We start from the raw sequence: 18,502 nt of genomic DNA, 5'->3' as shown, positions 1-18,502 counted from the left end.
GCCCGCGCCCAGGCCGAGGCCCGCGCCCGCGCCCAGGCCGCCGCCGAGGAACGCGCCGCCATCGCCGCGCGCGGCGAATACCGCCCGCCCGAGAACGACGACGAGCCCGAGGTGGCGACCACTGCCGCCAAGGGCACCACCGCTGGGCAGGTCGCGCGCAACGCGACGGTCGGCGGCATGGAGCTTGGCCGGACCCAGGTGATCGGCGTGATCGGCGCCGGCCGCGCCAGCCGCGGGCTGATCCGGCTGCGCAACGGCAAGGTCGTGACCGTGCGCCTCGGCGACCGGATCGACGGCGGGGCGATCAACTCGATCGGCAACGGGCGGATCAGCTACGTCAAGGGCGGGCGCCAGTTCAACCTGCCCATCCTGAATGGACGCTGAGCCGGCTGCCGCCCTGACCCTCGCCCCCGCCCGCCGGCCCGGGGCGGGGTAAGATGGGGTCTTTCCTGCTGATATCGGCGGTCTACCTCGCCACCATGGTGGTGGCGGTGCCGCTCTCCGCACGGCTCGGGCTGGGGTCGGTGCTGGGCTACCTCGTGGCCGGCATCCTGATCGGCCCGGTGCTGGGGCTGGCCGGCAGCGCCGGCGACGTCGCCGACCTGCAGCATTTCGCCGAGTTCGGCGTGGTGATGATGCTGTTCCTGATCGGGCTCGAGCTCGAGCCGCGGCAGCTCTGGGGGATGCGCAAGCGCCTGCTGGGCCTGGGCGGGATGCAGATCGCGGGGACCACGGCGGCGCTCTTCGTCCTCGGGCTGGTGCTGAACCAGACGTGGCAGGTGGCGCTGACGCTGGGGCTGATCCTAGCGCTCAGCTCGACCGCCATCGTGCTGCAGACGCTGTCGGAAAAGAGCCTCATGCAGACCAGCGGCGGCCGCAACGCCTTCCTCGTGCTGCTGACCCAGGACATCGCGGTGATCCCGATCCTCGCGCTGCTGCCGCTGCTGGCGGCGGGGGCGGCGACCCCCGACCACCACGCGCCGGGGGCCGAGTTCATGGCCGGGCTGCCCGGCTGGGCCGCGACGCTGGTGACGCTGGGGGCGGTCGGGACGGTGGTGCTGCTCGGGCAGTTCGCCATCGGCCCGCTCTTCCGCTTCGTGCAGAAGTCCCGCCTGCTCGAGATGAACACGGCGGTGGCGCTGCTGATCGTCGTGGGCATCGCGGCGCTGATGTCGATGGTCGGGCTCAGCCCCGCGCTCGGCACGTTCCTCGCCGGGGTGATGCTCGCCGGGTCCGAGTTCCGCCACGAGCTCGAGGCGCAGATCGCGCCCTTCAAGGGGCTGCTGCTCGGGCTGTTCTTCATCACCGTGGGCGCGGGAATGGATTTCTCGATGCTCGTGGCCCAGCCGGTGGTGGTGATCGGGGTGACGGCCCTCGTGATCGCCATCAAGGCGGGGGTGCTGTTCGCGGTCGCCCGCGCCGCGCGGATGTCGCGTCGGGACCGGACGCTCTTCACCCTGTCCCTGGCGCAGGCGGGCGAGTTCGGCTTCGTCCTGCTGTCCTACGCCACCTCGCTCGCGATCATCCGCACCCAGCTTGCGCAAGGCTTCCTGCTGGTCATCGCGCTGTCGATGCTGGTCACGCCGCTGCTGTTCATCCTGCACGACCGGGTGGTGGCCTGGCTCGATGACGAGCGCGACGTGCTCGCCCCGCCCGACCGGATCGACGACCAGCAGCCGGTGATCATCGCCGGGGTGGGGCGCTTCGGGCAGGTGGTGAACCGGCTCGTCACCTCGTCGGGGTTCAAGACCGTGGTGCTCGACAACGACCTCGACACGATCCAGCTCATGCGGCGGTTCGGGGTCAAGGGCTACTTCGGCGACCCGACACGCCCCGAGATCCTCGCCGCTGCGGGGCTCGAGCGCGCCCGCATCCTCGTCGCCGCCCTCGACGACCAGGAGGCGAACCTGCGCCTCGTCCGCCACGCGCGCGAGCGGCGGCCGGACCTCGTCATCATCGCCCGGGCGCGGGACCGGGTGAACGTCTACCAACTCTACGCCGCGCGCGCCGACCATATCGTGCGCGAGATGTTCGACAGCTCGCTCAGGGCCGGGCGCTACGTGCTCGAGAACCTCGGGCTGTCGCAGTACGAGGCGAACGAGCTCGAGCGGATCTACTACCGCCACGACCGCGCCGGGCTGCGCGAGCTGGCCGAGGTCTGGAAGCCGGGCGTCCCGCTGGACCAGAACGCCGACTACATCCGCCGGTCCGAAGAGCTGCGGGCGACGCTCGAGAACGCGCTGATGGACCGCTTCGCGGATGGCCCCGCCGCCGCGCCGCTGGACGACGGAGAGCATGACGAGGCGCCCGAGCACGGGCTGGGCCTCGGCACCGGCGGGCCGGGCGGGCGGCTGTCTTAGCGGCGCCCGGGCGCGCTTAGCGGCAGTAGCTCTGCTGGCGGGTCCAGCCGGCGATGTCGGCGCGGCTCTGCGCCGAGCGCAGCGGCAGCCACTCGCGCGCCGCGCCGAGCCAGCGCGATCCGCTGCCGCCGGCAATGGCGTTGTCGCGGCCGACCTGCGCCGCCATGACCTTGACCGCGCAGCGCAGCACGACCTCGCCGCCCTCGGCCCCGCCGCCGCAGCCATGCGCGCGGCGCGAGCCCGACGAGAGGCCCATCAGCGACAGCGCCTTGCCGCCGCCGCGGGCGAGCACGCCGCCCGCAGCCCCGCCGGTCGCCTGCCGGGTCACCACGTTCGACAGCAACCCGGCCCAGAAGGCGGCCCGGTTCTCGCGGCTCGCGGTGGCGTAGCCGGGGCAGTATTGCAGCACGTCCGAGGGCATCGACGACAGCAGCGCCACCCCCTCGGTCTCGAGCGCGTCGAGCGTGGCGACGGTCCATTCGGGGTTCTCGTCGCCCCAGCGCATCGCCGGCGGCTCTTTGCGCAGGTGCAGGGCGGTGGCGGCGCGGGCGGTCAGCGAGGGGCGCTCGACCGGGGCGATGCTCGGGGCGGTGGTGGCGCTGCGGACGGCCTCGGACGTGCCGCAGGCGGTGAGGGTCAGGGCTGCGAGGCCGGATAGGAGAAGGGCGCGCATCGGGGGTCCGTGGTCTGGTGGGGCCGGGGCTCCGGCGGGTTGCGTGTGGCCCTAGCACCGCGCCTTGCAGGGGCCAAGCGGGCGAGCGCTGACGCGCGATCAGGCCCGCGTGACCGCCCAGCGGCGCTCGAGCGCCTCGATGGCCGCGATCCGGCGCTCGGTCGCGGGGTGCGAGGCGAGCCACGCCACCGGCGCCGCCCCGCCGCCGCTGAGCCGTCCGAGCCGGGCCAGCAGCGACTTCTGCGGTCCGGTGCCGAAGCCTGCCTTGACCATCAGCGCGGCGGCGAAGGCGTCGGCCTGATATTCATCCTCGCGCGAGAGCCGGGCGGCGAGCGCGCTCGCCACCAGCCCGGCCAGCATCGGCCCGACGATCGGGATGATCCGTCCGAAGCCGCCGGCGAGAACGGTCCGCAGCACGCTCTGCCCGGCGAAATCCATCATCCGCCGGCGGGCGTGGCCGTGGGTGACGTGGCCCAGCTCATGGGCGATGACCGAGGCGAGCTCGGCCTCGGTCACCCGCCCGGCGTCGAGCTGGTCGAGGAACCCGCGGGTCAGGAACACCCGCCCGTCCGGCGCGGCGAGGCCGTTGACCGGCGAGATCTCGTACACATGGGCGCGGATGCGCCCCAGACCCATCGCCGCCCCCAGCCGGTCGAGCGCCTGGGTAAGCCGCGGGTCATCCAGCGGGGTCGAGTTCGCGCTCAGCTGCTGGCGCATCCGCCAGCTGGAATAGACCCACATGGCCAGCGCGTAGGCGACGATCAGCAGCAGGGGCATGAGCTTCAGCATGACCCCGATGTGGGCTCAGCCGGGCCTGCGGTCAACGGGGCGATGCTGTCGCACAACTCTTACAAACCCGTGCCAGACCCCGCGCAAGGTGCGGCCGGGCTCGTCCGGCCGGGAGGTCTGATCCCGGAGGGCTGGTCATGGCGGTTTACGCGACCAAAGTCAGCAGCAACACCGTCGCGGGGGCGCTCGAATCCGGCGGCGCATCGGGGCCGCTTGTCCTGTCGGGATGGAGCGGGCTCGGCCGGGTGGTCAGCGCCAGCGTCGCGCGCGAGATCGGCTTCGCGGCCAGTGCCAGCGTCCCCAACCTCTCCGGCGGCGTGACGCTGGCGACGATCGAATCGCGCCTCTCGGCCCGGTTCACGGCCGGAACCGCCGCCCCCTCCGGGGTCACGGGCACGATGGCGGCGGCCGACACCGGCGCCTATCCCATCGCCGGCGTGGGCATGACCGGCTTTCCGCTGTCCCACGCGGACGCCGCCTCGGCCCCCCTGTCCCTGACGGCGCGGCAGATCGCCGGAGGGTTTTCGGCCTCGGTCGTCCTGACCGGCGACCATGTGGTGCGCAGCGGCAGCGTGGTGATCGACGACCCGCTGATCCCGGTGGACACGGCCTATGCGCAGCTCACCGCGACCTATCAGGTGGCCGCGCGGGCCTATGGCAACGCCGCCGACCGGCTGGTCGCTACGGCCTTTGCGGACGTGGTCGAGATGCTGGGCGGGAACGACACCGTGTCGGGGCTCGGCGGCAACGACGTGCTGGTCGGCGGTGCGGGGGCCGACCGGCTCTATGGCGGCGACGGGCTCGACCGGCTGATCGGCGGCGACGATGCCGACGTGCTGGTGGGCGGGGCGGGCGACGACACGCTCTGGGGCGGTGCGGCCGACGACTATCTGAACGGCGAGGCCGGCTCGGACCAGATGATCGGCGATGCCGGCGATGACGGGCTCTACGGTTTCGGCGGCAACGACGTGATGACCGGGGACGCCGGCCGCGACACGCTGTCCGGGGGCGCGGGCAACGACCGGCTGCGCGGCGGGGACGACGGCGACGTGCTCGACGGCGGGGCCGGAGACGATCTGGCGGACGGCGGCACCGGGGCGGACGTGCTGCGGGGCGGGGACGGCAACGACACGCTGATCGGCGGCGCGGGCGCCGACACGCTGGGTGGCGGGGCGGGCGACGACAGCCTGTCGGGTGGCAGCGAGGGCAACGTGCTGAACGGCGCGGCCGGGGACGACACGCTGTCCGGCGGCGACGCGGCGGACCGGCTGTTCGGCGGCGCCGGCGCCGATTCCCTTACCGGCGCGGGCGGGGCCGACCTGATGCTGGGCGGCAGCGGCGACGACCGGATCGCGGGCGGCGACGGCAACGACTGGCTCTATGGCGAGCAGGGGTGCGACAACCTGTTCGGCGGCGACGGGGCCGACCGGCTGGCCTCGGGCGGGAACGCCGGGGGCTGGTCGCCGGAATGGCTCGCCGGCGGCGCCGGCAACGACACGCTGATCGGCGGCGACGGCGGCTGCTGGTTTCTGGGCGAAGCCGGCACCGACGTGATGATCGGCGGCGTGATCGGCGCCTCGGCGGACCGGTTCGAGTTCCGGGCGGCGAGCGACAGCCGCGCCGGCGCGCTGCGCGACGTCATCCAGAACTTCGACCCGGACGAGGACCTGATCCTGCTCAAGGTGGACGCCGACGTGACCCGCCCCGGCCCGCAGAGCTTCGGCACCATCGCCGAGGGGCCGGCCGCGCACGCGGTCTGGTCCAGCGTGCAGGGCGGCAACACCCTGATCCTCGGTGACGTCGACGGCGACGCGGTCGCGGACATGGAGATCCTGCTCGCCGGCGTGGGGGCGATCCCCAACATCGAGCTGGTGGTGCTGACGTATTTCTGAACCCGCAAACCCCCGAAGGGCCGGCCGTCAGCCCAGAACCCGCATCGCCCGCGTCAGCCCGTCGAGCGTCAGCGGCATCATCCGGCCCGCGAACAGCTGCTCGATCATCCCGATCGACGGCGTGGCGCGCCAGTGCGCCTCGGGGATCGGGTTCAGCCAGACGTGATCCGGCCAGGTCTCGGCGGCGCGGCGCAGCCACAGCTCGCCCGGCTCGGGATTCCAGTGCTCGTTGGCCCCGCCCGGCGCCACGATCTCATAGGGCGACATCGAGGCGTCGCCGACGAAGATCACCTTCCAGTCGCGGCCAAAGCGGTGCAGCAGGTCCCAGGTCGGCACCGTCTCGTTCCAGCGCCGGCGGTTGTCGCGCCAGACCGCCTCGTACAGGCAGTTGTGGAAGTAGTAGTGCTCGAGGTGCTTGAACTCGGCGCGCGCGGCCGAGAAGAGCTCGTCCACCACCCGCACGTGGTCGTCCATCGACCCGCCCACGTCGAGGAGAAGCAGCACCTTGACGGCGTTGTGCCGCTCGGGCCGGGTCTGGACGTCGATGTAGCCGTGATCCGCCGTGGCGCGTATCGTGGCCGGCAGGTCCAGCTCGTCGGCCGCCCCATGCCGCGCCCACTGCCGCAGCCGCTTGAGCGCCACCTTGATGTTGCGCGTCCCCAGCTCAACCCGGTCGTCGAAGTCGCGGAACTCGCGCTTGTCCCAGACCTTGACGGCGCGGCGGTGGCGGCTTTCGGCCTGGCCGATCCGCACCCCCTCGGGGTTGTAGCCATAGGCCCCGAAGGGCGAGGTGCCCGCCGTGCCGATCCACTTGTTGCCGCCCTGGTGGCGGCCCTTCTGCTCGGCCAGCCGCTCGCGCAGCTTCTGCATCAGCGCCTCGAAGCTGCCGGCGCCCTCGATCGCGGCGCGCTCTTCGTCGGTCAGCAGCTTCTCGGCCAGCTTTTCCAGCCATTCGCGGGGCAGGGTGGCCTCGTTCACCAGCGCCTCGACCGGGATCGTCTCGAGCCCCGAGAAGCTCTCGGCGAAGGCGCGGTCGTAGCGGTCGATGTGGCGCTCGTCCTTGACGAGGATCGCGCGGCCGACGGTGTAGAAATCGTCCACCGACCAGCCCGCGACCCCGGCCTCCATCGCCGCCATGAGGTCGAGCCATTCGCGCAAGGAGACCGGCACCCCCTGACGGCGCAGCGCGTCGAGGAAGGGCAGGAACATCGCCCTCAGCCCCGCGCCGCGCGGTCGATCAGGATGGTGGCGAAGAGCGCGAGGATCGCCAGCGCGATGGCGTGGCCGGCGGCGTATTGCAGCCGGTCCTTGCGGTTCCCCTGCGCCGCCCGGGCCCGCAGATCGCCGATCACGGCACCGATCAGGATGGCGGCAAGAACGATCATCGCACGGGTCTTTCGGGCAGGCTGAGGGCTGGCCCCGGTCTAGGCCAAGGGCCGGGGGGTGGCAAGCGAGGGGGGCGGCGCGAGAGTTGAGGAGCAACCGCCAATGCGCCGGCCGCCCTTGAACCCCGCACCCGGCAGCGTTACCTCTGGTCCCAACACGATATCGGAGGGCGTTGACATGACGCCCAGGCGTCCTGCGGGTGCGGACGCGTTCCCGGACCAAGCGGTCGAGCCGTTCTCCACCCGCCAGCCCGACGAGGGCGCGCTCTATGCGGCCCTCGATCTGGGCACCAACAGTTGCCGGATGCTGATCGCCCGACCCACGGGCAGTCAGTTCCAGGTGATCGACAGCTTCTCGAAGCCGGTCCAACTCGGGCTCGGCCTCGAGGCATCGGGGCGGCTGTCGCGGCAGTCGATGACCCGGACCGTCCATGCGCTGCAGGTCTGCCGGCGCAAGCTGGAAACCCATGACGTCAAGCGGATGCGGCTGGTCGCGACCGAGGCCTGCCGCCGGGCCCGCAACAGCCGTGACTTCCTGCGGATGATCAAGCGCGAGACCGGCCTGCCGGTCGAGATCATCGCGGCCGAGGAAGAGGCACGGCTGGCCGTGATCTCGTGCGCGCCGCTGGTGAGCCTGAGGACCGAGCAGCTGCTCGTCGTGGACATCGGCGGCGGCTCGACCGAGCTGGTCTGGATCGACCTGAGCGACGTCGAGCCGGCCGAGCGGCCGCGCGCGATCATGCGGCTGGCCGACGGGTTCAACAATCCGGCCCCTGGTGCTGCCCGCGTGGTGGACTGGATCAGCGTGCCGCTGGGGGTCGCCACGCTGCGCGACCAGTTCGACGACGTCGAGGACGACCCGGCGCGCTTTGCCCTGATGAGCTGGCAGTTCGAGCAGATGCTCGAGAGCTTCACCCCCTACACCACGGGCGCCCGCGCCGACGACCAGTTCCAGATCATCGGGACCTCGGGCACCGTGACCACGGTGGCGGCGAGCCACCTCGGCCTCAGGCGCTACGACAGGACCAAGGTGGACGGGCTCAGCATGACCTCGGCCCAGATCGACCGGGTGATCCAGAACTACCTTGCGCTCGGGCCGGACGGCCGCCGCTCGGACCCGCGGATCGGGCGCGAGCGGCACGCGCTCATCATGTCGGGCGCGGCGATCCTGCAGACGCTGATGCGGGTCTGGCCCACGAACCGCCTGTCGGTCGCCGACCGCGGCCTGCGCGAGGGGTTGCTTTACGCCCAGATGGTGCGCGATGGGGTGCTCGCGCCCGAGGACGTCAAGGGCGTGGCGTAAGGCAGGGTGACGGGATGGCCGGGACGGGTGGCGGCAAGGCGGGTGGCGGAGCGGGCGGCGTCGCCAAGGGTCCGGGCAGCCGGGGGGGCAAGGCCACCTCGGGGCGGGGCCAGCGCGACCTGCGGGTGCGGGTCAAGACCGCCAAGGGCCGCAAGCTCAGCTCGACCCTATGGCTCGAGCGGCAGCTGAACGACCCCTACGTGGCCCGCGCCAAGCGCGAGGGCTACCGCGGCCGCGCGGCGTTCAAGATCCTTGAGCTCGACGACCGCTACGGGTTCCTGAAGCCCGGGGCGCGGGTGGTCGATCTCGGCTGCGCGCCGGGCGGCTGGTGCCAGGTCGCCGTCGCGCGGGTCAACGCGCTGGGCGAGCGGGCGGGCAAGCCGCGCGGGACGGTTCTGGGCGTCGACCTGCAGGAGGTCGCGCCGATCGCCGGGGCCGAGATCCACCAGCTCGACTTCCTGGCCGAGGGCGCCGATGCGCAGGTCAAGAACTGGCTCGGCGGGCGGGCGGATGTGGTGATGTCGGACATGGCCGCGGCGTCCTCGGGTCACAAGGGCACCGATCACCTGCGAATTGTGGCGCTGGTCGAGGCCGCCGCCGAGTTCGCCTTTGACGTGCTCGAGCCGGGTGGCAGCTTCGTGGCGAAGGTGCTGGCGGGCGGCGCCGAGCAGGGGCTGCAGGCGGTGCTGAAGCGCAACTTCACCACGGTCGCCAATGTGAAGCCCCCGGCGAGCCGGTCGGATTCCTCCGAGAAGTTCGTTGTGGCGATGGGGTTCCGGGGGCGCCGTGATGAGGCGTCCGAGGGCGAGGGCGAGGACGGGTAGGGGCTGGGGGACCGGGCGAGGTTTCCACGCCCAGCGAGCGGTCTGCCTGCGCCGAGAAGCGGGCGTTGTCAGATGCTGGATCGTGGCCTTCCCGTCGGGATCACGACAGCAGCGTCGGAAGCAAAACAATGTTTCAACCTGCACCGCTGCCTCGAGCTCTCGCGATGCAGCCTCAACCGCTGATTCAAACATTCGCGTTCAGTCTCACCTGCAGCCTTGAGGACTCGGGTCTCAGCCACAAACGTTCGCTCAAACACCCGCGTTTCAGCCTCAGCCGCCCCCTCAAGGGCTCGGGTTCGGCGTTACGCGCTGCCTTGAGCACTCGCGTTTCAGCCTCGACCTCCTCCTTAGTGACGGGGATTTCAGCCTTGACGTTGGCCTCAGAGAACCAAGTTCGGCCTCTGCCGTTGCCCTGAAGACTTAGATTTCAGCGCCGACCGCCGCCGCACCTGCTCGACCCTTGAGGCCGCTCACTCCCACGCGCGAAAATCCTCCGACGGTCATCCTGTCGCGGCCATGAACGCCCACTCAAGACGCGGAACGCCCGTGAACCCCAGCTCGGCGGCTATGGGGCTTGCCTGGGCGGTGGCGTCCGAGAGCAGCCGCAGGGCCGGCCGAGGCGCACGTCATGACGAGGTTTCCGCCTTAACTCAAACCTTAAAGAACCGCGTTTGGGCTCTGCCGATGCCCTGAAAGTTGGATTTCAGCGTCACCCGCCGCTAAACCCGCTCGAGCCTATAGCCGGCTCACCCGCGCCCGCGGAAATCCTCGGCAGGTCGACCCGTTGCCGCCATGAACGCCCGGTTCAGATGCGGCACCCCGGTGAACCCCAGCTCGGCGGCGATGGCGCTCAGCGGGGTGGCGGCGTCCGAGAGCAGCCGGCGGGCGCGGTCGAGCCGCAGGTCGTAGAGCACCTCGAGCGCAGACCGCCCACGCTGACGACGGCAGGCGGTATCGAGCGCCGAGGCCGTCGCGCCGAGCGCCTCGGCAAGGTCCGAGAGCGTTCGGCCGCGGCCCATCTCGCGTCCGGCCAACTCGACGAACGACTCGAACAGCGCGCGGTCGCCGCTGCCGGGACGCGTGGGGGCGGGCGCCTCGGGCGCAGAAGCAAGACGCTGCAGCGCGGCCGAGATCAGCTCGACCCGGCAGGCGGCGGTGGCGGCGGCGATCGGGTCGGCGGCGCGCGACGCGAGGGCGGCGAGGTCGGCCGAGAACGCGTCGCTCGCCCCGGCGCCTACGACCATCCGGGGCGGCAGCGGCATTCCCAGCCCCTCGGCCAGCGGGCGCGGGATCAGCAGGACCTGCCCCGCCGCGTCGGGCAGGGGCAGCGTGCCGAAGGCGGTGCCGGCGGGGATGAAGATCACGCTGCCCGCCCCGTGATCGACGGCGCCGCTGGGCAGGATCACCCGCAGCGCGCCGCCGGTCACCCGGATCAGGCAGTGGTCGCCCCGCACCCGGGCGCTGCGCGACATTCCCAGCCGCGGACGGCCGCCCCAGTGGAACCCGTCGAGCGGCAGCATCCGCAGCCCCGCCTCGGGCAGGCGCGGGCGGCCGGCGTAGGGGCGAAGCGGCGCCGTCTCTCGCGTGAGGTTGGCCGGGGTGGGCGGGTTCGGACGCACGGCCTCGACCGCGGGGCCGGGCGGCGAGGAGTGTGGCGCCTGCAGTTCAGCGCGAGGGATCGGACCAAGGGACATGGCGGGTTCACGAGATTCGGAAGGGGCATCCGGGCAGGCTCAGCCTCCCCATGAAAGCTTGAAAATTGGTGAAGCGTTCCGCCTTTTCGGCAAAAATCCGCCGATGCGGCATGAATGACACGCTTGTGAGGCGCGCCTCACACCGCGACCGGGGTCCAGTCCCGCATCCGGCCCCGGAACCACGCCCGCTGCCGCTTGGCGTATTGCCGGGTCGAAACGATCGCGGCGCTGCGCGCCTCGTCCAGCGAGGCCTCGCCGAGCAGATGGGCGCGCAGCTCGGGCGCGCCGATCGCGCGGGTCCACTGCGCCCGCGCATCCCACGCCTGCAACGCCGCCCGCACCTCGTCGAGCGCCCCTTCGGCCAGCATCGCGTCGAAGCGACGGGCGATGCGGGCGGCGAGCGCCTCGCGCTCGGCGACCAGCACCAGGCGCTGCGCGGCCGCCGGGGCGATCACCGGGGGCGGGGTCTCGGCCTGCCACGCGGACAGGCCGCGGCCGGTGGCGGTCAGCACCTCCCACGCGCGCTGGACGCGGGCCGGGTTGCGGGTGTCGATCCGCGCCCGGGTCGCGGGGTCGAGAGCCGCCACCAGCGCCGCGAGCCCGCCGGGTGCGGCGATGCGCGCATTACCCTCGGCCCGGACCTCTGCCGGAACGGGGGGGATGACCGACAGCCCCTCGGTCAGGGCGGTGAGGTAGAGCCCGGTGCCGCCGGCGACGATCAGCCGCGCCCCGCCGTCGCGCAGCACCGCCACCTCGGCCAGCCAGTCGCCGACCGAATAGGCCTGCCCCGGCGCGCGATGCCCGTAAAGCGCGTGCGGCGCGCGGGCGAGGTCGGCCTCGGACGGGCGCGCCGTCAGCACCCGCCAGCAGGACCAGACCTGCAGCGCGTCCGCGTTGACCACCACGCCGCCCTGCCGCTCGGCGATCGCCAGCGCCAGCGCCGACTTGCCCGCCGCCGTCGGCCCGGCGATCAGCACCGGGCGGTCGGGATCGAGACTGTCGACAAGGCGCGCAGCGTCCGGCGCGTCGGCGGTGGCGGCGAGGTTGAACATGGTCTCTCTTTGCGCCATTTTGCCGGCCGACGAAACCTAGGGGGCCCCGCGATGACCAACAGCTTCACCACCCCCGACACGGCGCCCCCCGGCGCGGCCGACCATGGCGCTGCCGGCGCCGAGGCGCCCGCCAGCGGCCTGTCGCGCGTCATGCTCAAGATCTCGGGCGAGGCGCTGATGGGCGACCAGGGCTACGGCCTGCACCCGCCGACCGTCCAGCGCATCGCCGACGAGGTGAAGTCGGTCCACGACATGGGCGTCGAGATCTGCATGGTGATCGGCGGCGGCAACATCTTCCGCGGCCTGCAGGGCTCGGCCCAGGGGATGGAGCGGGCGACGGCCGACTATATGGGGATGCTCGCCACGGTGATGAACGCGCTCGCCATGCAGGCGGCGCTCGAGGCGCGCGGCATCCACACGCGGGTGATTTCGGCCATCCGCATGGACGAGGTGGCCGAGCCCTATATCCGCCGCCGCGCCGTCCGCCACCTCGAGAAGAAGCGGATCATCATCTTCGCCGCCGGCACCGGGAACCCGTATTTCACCACCGACACCGCCGCCACGCTGCGCGCCAACGAGATGAACTGCGAGGCGATCTTCAAGGGCACCAAGGTGGACGGGGTCTACGACAAGGACCCCAAGATGCACGCCGACGCGGTGCGCTATGACAACGTCACCTATGACGAGGTGCTGCAGAAGCACCTGAACGTCATGGACGCCTCGGCCATCGCGCTCGCCCGCGACAACAACCTGCCTATCGTGGTGTTCTCGCTCGACGAGCCGGGCGGGTTCCGGTCGATCCTCGCCGGCACGGGCACCTATACGCGGGTCGCCGACAAGAAGTAACAGCGCCGGGTCAGCCCGTCGCGCGGCAGGGGGAACCCTGCCGCGGCAGCCTTGCGGATCACCATGCCGAGCCGACGCCAACTTGCCGACTGGGTGGAAAGCCCGCGTGTCAGCCGCCTGATCACCGCGGTCATCCTGTTCAACGCGCTGATCCTCGGGCTCGAGACCTCGGCCAGCGTGATGGCGCGCTGGGGCGGGCTGATCCTCGCGCTCGACATGGCGTGCCTGGCGATCTTCGTGGTCGAGATCGGCATCAAGCTGGTCGGCCGCGGTCCGGCCTTCTTCCGCTCGGGCTGGAACATCTTCGATTTCCTGGTGGTCGGCGTCGCGCTGGTGCCGGCGGCGCAGGGGCTTTCGGTGCTGCGCGCGCTGCGGGTCCTGCGGCTCTTGCGGGTCGTGTCGGTCACCCCGCAGCTGCGCCGCGTGGTCGAGGGGTTCCTTGCCGCCGTCCCCGGCATGGCCAGCGTCTTCCTGCTGATGGGGATCATCTTCTACATCGGCGCGGTGATCGCCACCAAGCTGTTCGGCCAGGCCTTCCCCGAATGGTTCGGCACGCTCGGCGAATCCGCCTATTCGCTGTTCCAGGTGATGACGCTGGAAAGCTGGTCGATGGGGATCGTGCGCCCGGTGATGGAGGTCTATCCCGCGGCCTGGATCTTCTTCGTGCCGTTCATCCTGATGACCACCTTTGCGGTGATGAACCTCGTCGTCGGCCTCATCGTGAACTCGATGCAAGAGGCCCACCAGTCCGAGGAGAACGCCATCACCGAGGCCTACCGCGACGAGGTTCTGGCCCGGCTGCGCGCGATCGAGGCGCAACTCGACGCCCGCGACGGGGGCGGGTTGGCCGCCCGCCCGCACGGCGACGATCCGGGCCGGGGCGTGGGGTAGGCGGCATGGTGCCGCCGGGGGCGCGGCGGTCGCGGTCTGGACTTTGAATCCCCAGTCTCTACGGTTACAAGGCCGAAACCAAACCCAAAAGAAGGCCGAGCAGAATCGCCATGTCCGACGAGCTGGAAATCGACACCGACGACCTCGAGCGGCGGATGAAGGGCGCCATGGACAGCCTGAGGCACGAGTTTTCCTCGCTCAGGACCGGCCGCGCCTCGGCCAGCATGATCGACCCGATCACCGTGGACGCCTATGGCTCGCCCACGCCGATCAACCAGGTGGGCACGGTGAACGTCCCCGAGCCGCGGATGGTGACGATCAACGTCTGGGACAAGGCGCTGGTCGGCAAGGTCGAGAAGGCGATCCGCGAAAGCGGTCTGGGGATCAACCCGCAGCTCAACGGCACCATCATCATGCTGCCGATCCCCGAGCTGAACGAAGAGCGCCGCAAAGAGCTGACCAAGGTCGCCGCGGGCTACGCCGAACACGCCCGGGTGGCGGTCCGCAACGTGCGCCGCGACGGGATGGACCAGATCAAGAAGGCCAAGTCCAAGGGCATGTCCGAGGACGACCAGAAATTCTGGGAAACCTCGGTGCAGGAGCTGACGGACCGCATGATCGCCGAGGTGGACAAGGCGCTCGAATCGAAACAAGCCGAAATCATGCAGGTCTAGGCGGATGGCCGCGGTGCCCGCCGAGGCGCAGACCCTGACCCCCGGCGGCGCGGGCCGGCCCCGCCATGTCGCCATCATCATGGACGGCAACGGCCGCTGGGCGACCGAGCGCGGCTGGCCGCGGCTGGTCGGCCACCGGCGCGGCGCCGAGCGCGTGAAGCAGGTGGTGCGCGCCTGCCCGGACCTCGGGGTGGACTGGCTGACCGTCTACGCCTTCTCGACCGAGAACTGGAAGCGCTCGACCGAGGAAGTGCTGGGCCTCATGGGCATCTTCGCCCGCTACATCCGGCGCGAGGCCGACGCCATGTCGGCCGAGGGGGTGCGGATGCGCTTCATCGGCGGGCGCGAGCGGCTGGACGCCAAGCTGCAGGCGCTGATGGCCGGGATCGAGGCCCGCACCGCCGGCAACTCGCGCCTCAACCTGACCGTGGCGATCAACTACGGCGGCCGTGATGAGCTGGCCCGCGCCGCCACCCGGCTCGCCGCCCGCATCGCCGCGGGCGAGGCGACGGGGACCGAGCAGGACCTCGCCGCCTGTCTCGACACCGCCGGTCACCCGGACCCCGATCTGGTGATCCGCACCTCGGGCGAGACCCGGACCTCGAACTTCCTGCCCTTCCAGGCGGCCTATTCGGAATACGAGTTCACGCCGACCCTGTGGCCGGACTTCACCCCCGCGCATCTGGCCCAGATCCTCGACCGCACCAGCCAGCGCCAGCGCCGCTTCGGCGCCGCATGACGCGCCCGGCCCAGCCGGAGGTGCGCCCGGCGGGACGCTGGGTCGATCTGGCCCAGCGGGTCGGCTCGGCCATGGTCATCCTCGTGCTCGGCACCGGGCTGCTGCTGGCCCCGCGCCCGTGGTCGGACCTCGGGCTGGCGGCGCTCTTCGGCGCGCTGATGTGGGAACTCGCGCGGCTGGTCGTGCCGCCTACTGCGCCCGAGGGCGTGCAGCTACCCGTCCCCCGGCCCGGACCGGCCGCGTCCCGCAACGCCGTCGCCGTCGGGCTGACCGCCGGGCTGGCGATGGCGGGCGTGCTGCTGGTGGGCCCGTGGGCCATGCTGCTGCTGGCGGTGCCGCTTCTGCTCGCGCTGCGGATGGCCGATCCGGCGCTGCGCCTCAGCCTCGTCGCGCAGGCGGTGCTGATGGCGCTGGCCACCGCGGGCCTCGCCTGGGTGCGCGCGACGCACGGGCAGGGGACGGCGTGGTGGATCGTGATCCTGGTCGTGCTGTCGGACGTGCTGGGCTATTTCGTCGGCCGGGCCGTGGGCGGTCCGAAGTTCTGGCCCCGCTACAGCCCGAAGAAGACGTGGAGCGGCACCGTCGCCGGCTGGCTCGGCGCTCTGGTCGCGGGCGCCGCGCTGATCGCCGCGGGCGAGACCCATGCCGGGGCGCTGGTCATCGGGCCGCTGCTGGTGCTGGGCGGGCAGCTGGGCGACATCGCGGAAAGCGCACTGAAGCGCCGGGCGCGGGTCAAGGACAGCTCGCAGCTGATCCCCGGACACGGCGGGCTCATGGACCGCTTCGACGCGATGGGCGGGGCGCTGGCCGCGGCGCTGGTGCTGGGGCTCGCGGGCCTGCTGCCGGTGGTGGGGAGCTGAGGGATGCGCAGCGTCTCGATCTTCGGGGCCACCGGCTCGATCGGCGAAAGCGCCTTTGACCTGCTGATGGGGTCGGGCGGGCCTGCGGCGTGGCGCACGGTGGCGCTGACCGGCGGGCGCAACGTCGCGCGGCTGGCCGAGATGGCCCGCGCGCTCAGGGCCGAGCTGGCGGTGATCGCCGACGCCCGGCTGCTGCCCGACCTGCGCGCGGCGCTGGCGGGCACGGGGACCGAGGTCGCCGCGGGCGACGCCGCCGTGGCCGAGGCCGCCGGCCGCCCGGCGGACTGGTCGCTCTCGGCCATCATCGGCGCGGCGGGCCTCGCGCCGTCGCTGGCGGTCGCCTGGCGGGGCGGGGTGCTGGCGCTCGCCAACAAGGAGAGCCTCGTCGCCGCGGGCCCGCTGCTGATGGAGACGGCCCGCGTCAACGGCGCCACCATCCTGCCGGTGGACAGCGAACATTCGGCGATTTTCCAATGCCTTGAAGGTGGTAATCTCGACAGCGTCGAGATGGTCACGCTGACCGCCTCGGGCGGGGCGTTCCGCGACTGGCCGCTCGAGCGGCTGGCGCAGGCGACGGTGGCCGAGGCGTCGGCCCATCCCAACTGGGCGATGGGCCAGCGGATCACGATCGACAGCGCCTCGATGTTCAACAAGGCGCTGGAGGTCATTGAGGCGCATGAGTTCTTCGGCCTGCCCTCGGACCGCATCGCGGTGCTGGTCCACCCCGAGAGCATCGTCCATGCGCTCGTTGCCCATGTCGATGGCGGGGTGATCGCCCATCTCGGCGCGCCGGACATGCGCCATGCCATCGGCCATGCGCTGAACTGGCCCGCGCGGGCGCCCCTGCCGGTCGCGCGCCTCGACCTCGCGGCGCTGGGGCGGCTCACCTTCCACGCGCCGTGCGAGACGCGCTGGCCGGCGCTGGCGCTGGCGCGGCAGGTGATCGCGTCGGGCGGGGCGGCGGGCGCGGTCCTGAACGCCGCCAAGGAACAGGCGCTCGACGACTTCATCGCCGGGCGCATCCGCTTCACCGACATGGCGCCCGCGGTGGCGCACGCGCTCGACCGCGCCGCGGGGCAGGCGGGGTTCGCCCGCAGCCCCGACAGCCTTGAGGCGGTGCTGTCCTGGGACGCCGCCGCCCGCCGTGACGCCGCCGCGTGGGGCCGCGCCGCATGATCGCCGACCTCATCGGCCAGACCGGCGGTCTCGCCTGGACCGTCGTCGCCTTCATCGTGGCGCTGTCGATCATCGTCGGCGTGCATGAGTATGGCCATTACATCGTCGGCCGCTGGTCGGGGATCCGGGCCGAGGTGTTCTCGCTCGGCTTCGGGCCCCGCGTCGCCGCGTGGCGCGACCGGCGCGGCACGGTCTGGCAGATCGCCGCGATCCCGCTGGGCGGCTACGTCCGCTTCCTCGGCGACGAGAACGCCGCCAGCGCCGGGCCGGGGCAGGCGGTCGATCCGGCGCTGGCGCGGCAGACGCTGGGCGGCGCGCCGCTCTGGGCGCGGTTCGCCACCGTCGCGGCGGGGCCGGTCTTCAACTTCGTCCTTGCCGCACTGGTCTTTGCCGGCGTCATCGCGTGGCAGGGCATCGCCACCGACCGCGTGGTGGTCGGCAGCCTCGCCCCCGCGCCGCCCGGGATCGTCAACGAACTGCGCCCCGGCGACGAGGTGCTCGCCGTCGGGGGCCAGCCCGTCGCCGACTGGGGCGCGCTGTTCCGCCTGACCGAGACGCTGCCCCCCGCCGCCGCGCAGGACTGGCGCGTCCGCCGCGAAGGGGCCGAGATCACCGTGCGCGCCCCCGACCCGGCCCCGCCCCGCATCTCGGGCGTGGCGCCGCGCAGCGCCGCCTCGGCCGCCGACCTGCGGCCGGGCGACGTGGTGATGGCGGTCGAGGGCCGCCCGATCAGCCGCTTCACCGAGCTGCGCCCCGCCGTCGAGGCCGCCGACGGCCGCCCCGTCACGCTCAGGGTCTGGCGCGAGGGGGCGGGCGAGACCGACTTCGTCCTCGTCCCCCGCCGGCAGGACCTGCCGACCGCCACCGGCTTCGAGAACCGCTGGCTGATCGGCGTGACCGGGGGCGAGGGCTACCTGCGCCCCGCCACCCGCACCCCCGGCCCGCTCGAGGCGCTGGGGATGGGCGCGAAGCAGACCTGGGACGTCATCTGGGGCTCGGTCACCGGCATCGCGGCGATGATCTCGGGCCAGATCGGGCGCTGCAACCTGTCGGGCGCGATCTCCATCGCCGAGGTGGCGGGCGACGCGGCGAGCGCCGGGGCGGGCAATTTCTTCTGGCTGATCGCGGTCCTTTCGGCCGGGATCGGGTTCCTGAACCTGCTGCCGATCCCGGTTCTCGACGGCGGCCACCTCGCCTTCTACACGTGGGAGGCGCTGGCCGGGCGCCCGCCCTCGGCCCGGGCGATGGACATCCTGACCCGGGTGGGGATGGCGCTGGTGCTGATGCTGATGGTCTTCGGGCTCTCGAACGACATCATGTGCCGATGAAACCGCCGCCGCGGCG

General features: G+C 72.2%; 17 protein-coding genes and 1 pseudogene. 12 read left to right on the top strand and 6 right to left on the bottom strand.

Features of this window, described 5'->3' with window-relative positions; translation table 11 throughout:
• Together ACFHYO_RS08020 and ACFHYO_RS08015 are read left to right on the top strand one after the other, a co-directional pair.
• Positions 1-384 (top strand): annotated as a pseudogene (locus ACFHYO_RS08020) (hypothetical protein); the annotation flags it as partial.
• 53 nt (positions 385-437) lie between these two features.
• Positions 438-2,360, top strand: coding sequence for a cation:proton antiporter domain-containing protein (locus tag ACFHYO_RS08015; protein ID WP_036704548.1), 1,923 nt, complete (start codon positions 438-440; stop codon positions 2,358-2,360).
• A 16-nt stretch (positions 2,361-2,376) separates the two neighbouring features.
• On the opposite strand, the gene ACFHYO_RS08010 is transcribed toward ACFHYO_RS08015, so the two are convergent.
• Complete coding sequence (locus ACFHYO_RS08010) at positions 2,377-3,033, bottom strand: hypothetical protein (RefSeq protein WP_052172018.1); 657 nt, start codon at positions 3,031-3,033, stop codon at positions 2,377-2,379.
• Between the two features lie 99 nt (positions 3,034-3,132).
• Entirely contained in the window at positions 3,133-3,822 is a 690-nt protein-coding gene (locus tag ACFHYO_RS08005) for a M48 family metallopeptidase (protein ID WP_394319590.1), read from the bottom strand.
• 137 nt (positions 3,823-3,959) lie between these two features.
• Between ACFHYO_RS08005 and ACFHYO_RS08000 the strand changes: the two genes are divergently transcribed.
• Complete coding sequence (locus ACFHYO_RS08000) at positions 3,960-5,714, top strand: calcium-binding protein (RefSeq protein ID WP_394319588.1); 1,755 nt, start codon at positions 3,960-3,962, stop codon at positions 5,712-5,714.
• Between the two features lie 27 nt (positions 5,715-5,741).
• On the opposite strand, the gene ACFHYO_RS07995 is transcribed toward ACFHYO_RS08000, so the two are convergent.
• Together ACFHYO_RS07995 and ACFHYO_RS07990 are read right to left on the bottom strand one after the other, a co-directional pair.
• A complete protein-coding gene (locus ACFHYO_RS07995) occupies positions 5,742-6,923 on the bottom strand; it encodes a vWA domain-containing protein (protein WP_394319586.1) in 1,182 nt (393 codons plus the stop codon).
• A gap of 5 nt (positions 6,924-6,928) precedes the next feature.
• A complete protein-coding gene (locus ACFHYO_RS07990) occupies positions 6,929-7,099 on the bottom strand; it encodes a hypothetical protein (RefSeq protein ID WP_394319584.1) in 171 nt (56 codons plus the stop codon).
• A 178-nt stretch (positions 7,100-7,277) separates the two neighbouring features.
• Here ACFHYO_RS07990 and ACFHYO_RS07985 point away from each other — a divergent pair, with 178 nt between their 5' ends.
• Both ACFHYO_RS07985 and ACFHYO_RS07980 read left to right on the top strand, forming a co-directional pair.
• Positions 7,278-8,402: a Ppx/GppA phosphatase family protein gene (locus ACFHYO_RS07985; protein WP_394319582.1), complete on the top strand. Its 1,125-nt coding sequence runs from the start codon at positions 7,278-7,280 to the stop codon at positions 8,400-8,402.
• A gap of 14 nt (positions 8,403-8,416) precedes the next feature.
• Complete coding sequence (locus ACFHYO_RS07980) at positions 8,417-9,226, top strand: RlmE family RNA methyltransferase (protein WP_394319580.1); 810 nt, start codon at positions 8,417-8,419, stop codon at positions 9,224-9,226.
• 746 nt (positions 9,227-9,972) lie between these two features.
• Here the strand turns inward: ACFHYO_RS07980 and ACFHYO_RS07975 are convergent.
• Both ACFHYO_RS07975 and miaA read right to left on the bottom strand, forming a co-directional pair.
• Positions 9,973-10,845, bottom strand: coding sequence for a helix-turn-helix domain-containing protein (locus ACFHYO_RS07975; RefSeq protein WP_394319578.1), 873 nt, complete (start codon positions 10,843-10,845; stop codon positions 9,973-9,975).
• Positions 10,846-11,057: 212 nt separating this feature from the next.
• Entirely contained in the window at positions 11,058-11,972 is a 915-nt protein-coding gene (gene miaA / locus ACFHYO_RS07970; RefSeq protein ID WP_394319576.1) for a tRNA (adenosine(37)-N6)-dimethylallyltransferase MiaA, read from the bottom strand.
• 150 nt (positions 11,973-12,122) lie between these two features.
• Here miaA and pyrH point away from each other — a divergent pair, with 150 nt between their 5' ends.
• The 7 genes from pyrH (at position 12,123) to rseP (ending at position 18,486) form a co-directional block, all read left to right on the top strand.
• Positions 12,123-12,818 (top strand): UMP kinase, encoded by a 696-nt coding sequence (pyrH, locus tag ACFHYO_RS07965; RefSeq protein WP_394319599.1) that lies wholly within the window; start codon positions 12,123-12,125, stop codon positions 12,816-12,818.
• A 63-nt stretch (positions 12,819-12,881) separates the two neighbouring features.
• The gene (locus ACFHYO_RS07960; protein WP_394319574.1) at positions 12,882-13,709 is read left to right on the top strand and encodes an ion transporter; all 828 of its coding nucleotides are present in this window, start codon (positions 12,882-12,884) and stop codon (positions 13,707-13,709) included.
• A 110-nt stretch (positions 13,710-13,819) separates the two neighbouring features.
• The gene (frr, locus tag ACFHYO_RS07955; RefSeq protein ID WP_036704072.1) at positions 13,820-14,383 is read left to right on the top strand and encodes a ribosome recycling factor; all 564 of its coding nucleotides are present in this window, start codon (positions 13,820-13,822) and stop codon (positions 14,381-14,383) included.
• A gap of 4 nt (positions 14,384-14,387) precedes the next feature.
• On the top strand, positions 14,388-15,122 hold the full coding sequence (gene uppS, locus ACFHYO_RS07950) for a polyprenyl diphosphate synthase (RefSeq protein ID WP_036704070.1): 735 nt from the start codon (positions 14,388-14,390) through the stop codon (positions 15,120-15,122).
• Positions 15,119-15,982, top strand: a complete 864-nt coding sequence (locus ACFHYO_RS07945; protein WP_036711169.1) for a phosphatidate cytidylyltransferase — start codon at positions 15,119-15,121, stop codon at positions 15,980-15,982. The genes uppS and ACFHYO_RS07945 overlap by 4 nt, the downstream gene beginning before the upstream one ends.
• A 3-nt stretch (positions 15,983-15,985) precedes the next feature.
• Positions 15,986-17,158, top strand: a complete 1,173-nt coding sequence (gene dxr, locus ACFHYO_RS07940) for a 1-deoxy-D-xylulose-5-phosphate reductoisomerase (protein WP_394319571.1) — start codon at positions 15,986-15,988, stop codon at positions 17,156-17,158.
• Complete coding sequence (gene rseP, locus ACFHYO_RS07935) at positions 17,155-18,486, top strand: RIP metalloprotease RseP (protein WP_394319569.1); 1,332 nt, start codon at positions 17,155-17,157, stop codon at positions 18,484-18,486. The genes dxr and rseP overlap by 4 nt, the downstream gene beginning before the upstream one ends.
• Positions 18,487-18,502 lie beyond the last annotated feature (16 nt).

It is taken from the genome of Paracoccus panacisoli, from assembly GCF_042435015.1.
In the GTDB taxonomy this organism is placed as follows: Bacteria; Pseudomonadota; Alphaproteobacteria; order Rhodobacterales; family Rhodobacteraceae; genus Paracoccus; species Paracoccus panacisoli.
This window is presented reverse-complemented; position numbering and strand designations above follow the sequence as displayed.

Bases quoted from the DNA above. Each gene is read 5' to 3' on its own strand.
- ACFHYO_RS08015 (WP_036704548.1), top strand. From the start codon at position 438: ATGGGGTCTTTCCTGCTGATATCGGCGGTCTACCTCGCCACCATGGTG.
- ACFHYO_RS08010 (WP_052172018.1), bottom strand. From the start codon at position 3,033: ATGCGCGCCCTTCTCCTATCCGGCCTCGCAGCCCTGACCCTCACCGCC.
- ACFHYO_RS08005 (WP_394319590.1), bottom strand. From the start codon at position 3,822: ATGCTGAAGCTCATGCCCCTGCTGCTGATCGTCGCCTACGCGCTGGCC.
- ACFHYO_RS08000 (WP_394319588.1), top strand. From the start codon at position 3,960: ATGGCGGTTTACGCGACCAAAGTCAGCAGCAACACCGTCGCGGGGGCG.
- ACFHYO_RS07995 (WP_394319586.1), bottom strand. From the start codon at position 6,923: ATGTTCCTGCCCTTCCTCGACGCGCTGCGCCGTCAGGGGGTGCCGGTC.
- ACFHYO_RS07990 (WP_394319584.1), bottom strand. From the start codon at position 7,099: ATGATCGTTCTTGCCGCCATCCTGATCGGTGCCGTGATCGGCGATCTG.
- ACFHYO_RS07985 (WP_394319582.1), top strand. From the start codon at position 7,278: ATGACGCCCAGGCGTCCTGCGGGTGCGGACGCGTTCCCGGACCAAGCG.
- ACFHYO_RS07980 (WP_394319580.1), top strand. From the start codon at position 8,417: ATGGCCGGGACGGGTGGCGGCAAGGCGGGTGGCGGAGCGGGCGGCGTC.
- miaA (WP_394319576.1), bottom strand. From the start codon at position 11,972: ATGTTCAACCTCGCCGCCACCGCCGACGCGCCGGACGCTGCGCGCCTT.
- pyrH (WP_394319599.1), top strand. From the start codon at position 12,123: ATGCTCAAGATCTCGGGCGAGGCGCTGATGGGCGACCAGGGCTACGGC.
- ACFHYO_RS07960 (WP_394319574.1), top strand. From the start codon at position 12,882: ATGCCGAGCCGACGCCAACTTGCCGACTGGGTGGAAAGCCCGCGTGTC.
- frr (WP_036704072.1), top strand. From the start codon at position 13,820: ATGTCCGACGAGCTGGAAATCGACACCGACGACCTCGAGCGGCGGATG.
- uppS (WP_036704070.1), top strand. From the start codon at position 14,388: ATGGCCGCGGTGCCCGCCGAGGCGCAGACCCTGACCCCCGGCGGCGCG.
- ACFHYO_RS07945 (WP_036711169.1), top strand. From the start codon at position 15,119: ATGACGCGCCCGGCCCAGCCGGAGGTGCGCCCGGCGGGACGCTGGGTC.
- dxr (WP_394319571.1), top strand. From the start codon at position 15,986: ATGCGCAGCGTCTCGATCTTCGGGGCCACCGGCTCGATCGGCGAAAGC.
- rseP (WP_394319569.1), top strand. From the start codon at position 17,155: ATGATCGCCGACCTCATCGGCCAGACCGGCGGTCTCGCCTGGACCGTC.